The organism is Dietzia maris, from assembly GCF_014144855.1.
Taxonomy (GTDB): Bacteria; Actinomycetota; Actinomycetes; order Mycobacteriales; family Mycobacteriaceae; genus Dietzia; species Dietzia kunjamensis.
Map to the genome: position 1 here is coordinate 1 of NZ_JAALDN010000007.1, position 2581 is coordinate 2581.

At 70.8% G+C, this 2581-nt stretch carries 2 protein-coding genes and 2 pseudogenes; 1 reads left to right on the forward strand and 3 read right to left on the reverse strand.

Annotation, left to right across the window (positions count from 1 at the left end):
- From G6024_RS00225 to G6024_RS00235, 3 genes and pseudogenes are all read right to left on the reverse strand, one after another.
- Nucleotides 1–195, reverse strand: a pseudogene (locus tag G6024_RS00225) (alpha/beta hydrolase); the annotation flags it as partial.
- Nucleotides 192–845 (reverse strand): TetR/AcrR family transcriptional regulator, encoded by a 654-nt coding sequence (locus tag G6024_RS00230; protein WP_159147552.1) that lies wholly within the window; start codon nucleotides 843–845, stop codon nucleotides 192–194. The gene G6024_RS00230 and the pseudogene G6024_RS00225, both read right to left, overlap by 4 nt.
- Nucleotides 842–2239: a flavin-containing monooxygenase gene (locus tag G6024_RS00235; RefSeq protein ID WP_159147553.1), complete on the reverse strand. Its 1398-nt coding sequence runs from the start codon at nucleotides 2237–2239 to the stop codon at nucleotides 842–844. The genes G6024_RS00230 and G6024_RS00235 overlap by 4 nt, the downstream gene beginning before the upstream one ends.
- Before the next feature lie 157 nt (nucleotides 2240–2396).
- Here G6024_RS00235 and G6024_RS17010 point away from each other — a divergent pair.
- Nucleotides 2397–2581 (forward strand): annotated as a pseudogene (locus G6024_RS17010) (hypothetical protein); the annotation flags it as partial.

Consider the following 2581-nt stretch of genomic DNA (forward strand, 5'->3'; position numbering starts at 1 on the left):
GAACGGCATGAGGCCGGAGTCCGCGGTACCGCCCAGCCCGTGGCCCAGCACCACGCAGGGGCTGCCCGCCTCACTGGCACGGGCGGCGTCACCGGCGCTCCCCGCACCGCCGGCGGCGGGTAGGAACCAGCCGCGACACTCGGCGGCGTCCGGCCCCGATCCGGACCGGAAGACGATGTCGACGGGGCTGGTCATGCGGTTCTCCCTGGGTCTGCCGCGGCATCCACCGTGGGGTCGGGTCGGCCGTACACCGAGCGGACCCACATGTCGGTGGCGACGGTGAGCAGTGGCTCGCGGGGGCCGTCGGTGTCGTAGGCCAGCTGCTCGAGCACGGTCTCGTTGATGTGGATCAGCCCCACCGCGAGTGCCTCGGGATCCACGCCGTCCGGCGCCCGACCGGCCGTGCGCTCGGTGCGCAGGAACTCGGCGATCGGGGCGGCCAGCGTCCGGCGGCCCTCGTTCCACAGCGCCCGGGTCTGTTCGTGCTTGCTGCGGGCGGTGAGCAGGGCCCGGTAGATGTGGGCGTTCTCCAACACGCGGTCGGTCAGCTTCTCGAGGGCCCCGGCCACGCGCGTGCGGACGTCTCCCTCGCCGCCCACGATCGTCTCGACCGCCGCGCGGGCCTCGTCCTGTACCGCGGCCAGCAGGACGCCCACGGCGGCAGCCTTGGAGTCGAAGTAGAAGTAGAACGCGGACCTGGTGATCCCCGCGGACACGGTGAGGTCGGCCACCGAGATGTCGTCCAGGGCCGTGGTGCGCAGCCGGTCGTCGAGCGCGGCGAGCAGGGCCTCGCGGCGCCGGTCGCCGCGGGGGGAGGTGTTCGCCGAGGGGGCGGCCGGCGTCATGCCGTCACCCGGTCACGCAGGGCGGCGCCGCGCTCGCGGGCGCGCTCGAGGCCGTGGGGGATCTCCCGGGTGCGCAGGTCGCGTTCGTAGAGGAAGTAGTCGACCTGCTGCTGGTGGCGGGGTGTGTCGAGCATGTGGCCGATGTACTTCTTCTCGTCCTCCACGATCACCCGCTCCATCTCCGCCACCGGCGGGGTGCGGTACAGCCCGGCCGCCCACGCCGCCACCAGCCGGGCCTGCGCCTCGACGAACGGGAACAGGGTCGGGGTGGACTGGGCGAAGCCGACAAAGGCGAGGTCCTCGATGCCCGGGGTGAACATCCGCTTGTAGAGCGGGACGTGGTTGTGGGCGTCGGCGCTGAGGAAGTCCCGGTCGAAGAACGGGAACGTGGTGTTGTACCCGGTGGCCTGGATGATCACGTCGAACTCGCCGCTGGTGCCGTCCTCGAAGTGCACCGTCCGGCCGTCCAGTCGGGCGATGTCCCCCTTGGCGACGACGTCCCCGGACCCCAGCCGCAGCGGCAGTTCGACGGACTGCGTGGGGTGGGCCTCGAAGAACTTGTGGTTGGGGGTCGGCAGGCCGTACTCCTCCGGCCGGCCGGCCGACATCGGCTGCATCGCCTGGATGGCCTTGCGCTGCCACGAGTACGGGATGTACGGGAAGGTCGCGAAGTACTTGTCGGCCGGCTTGCCGGCGATGTACTTGGGCACGATCCACGCACCCGACCGGGTGGACAGCGTCACCTCGTTGCGCATGACCTTGGACGACAGCTCCACCACGATGTCCGCGGCGCTGTTGCCGAGGCCCACCACGAGGATCTTCTTGTCCATGAGGTGCAGCGGATCCCACGGGTCGACGTAGGCGTGGGAGTGGATCATCTCCCCGGTGAACTGGCCGGGGAAGTCGGCGAAGCGCGGGTGCCCGTTGCCCACCACGAGTCCGTCGAAGCGGAGCGTCTCGGTCTCGCCGGCCCCGCCCGTGCCGCCGGCCCCGGCCTGTGCGGCCGACCCGGTGCGCGACGTGGTCAGTTCCCACCCGCCGTCCGGCAGGCGCTCGGCATGGTCGACCCGCGTCTCGAACTCGATGGCCGGCAGCAGGCCGAACGCCTCGGCGTAGTCGTCTAGGTACTGCTTGATCTGGCTGTGGTGGGGGAAGTCCGGGAACTCCTCCGGCATCGGGAAGTCCCGGAAGCTCAGCTGGTGCTTGGACGTGTCGATGTGCAGCGAACGGTAGGCACTCGAGCTGCCGTTGGGGTTGTCGAACGCCCAGTTCCCGCCGATCCGGTCCGACGCCTCGAAGCACACCGCGTCAGTCCCGTAGTCGCGGAGCATCTTCAGCGTCGTCAGGCCGCTGATGCCCGCGCCGATCACGGCGATTGTGCAGGTCGATGTCATGCGAACCCCTTCGGCGGATCTCTCGGCGAGGCAGACTCGCCGACAAGAGAGCTATGGCGCAGATCACACTATGGCCCGTGTTGACGGTCGTCAACAGCTTCCTCCGGCCCGGCGGACCACCCCGCCGAGGCCGGTCGTCAACCCTACTGGAGGCCCCGTGGACACGGATCGCACACGCGTCCCCACCACTGACCGCGACAGTTCCTCGGACGGTTCCGATGTGGCTGCGCGCGGCCGCTCCGCCGTCGTGGTGGGCGGGGCGTCGGGGATCGGGTGGGCGACCGCCCGCGCTCTCGCGGCCGGGGGGTGGCAGGTCACGATCGGGGACCTCGACGCCGAGGC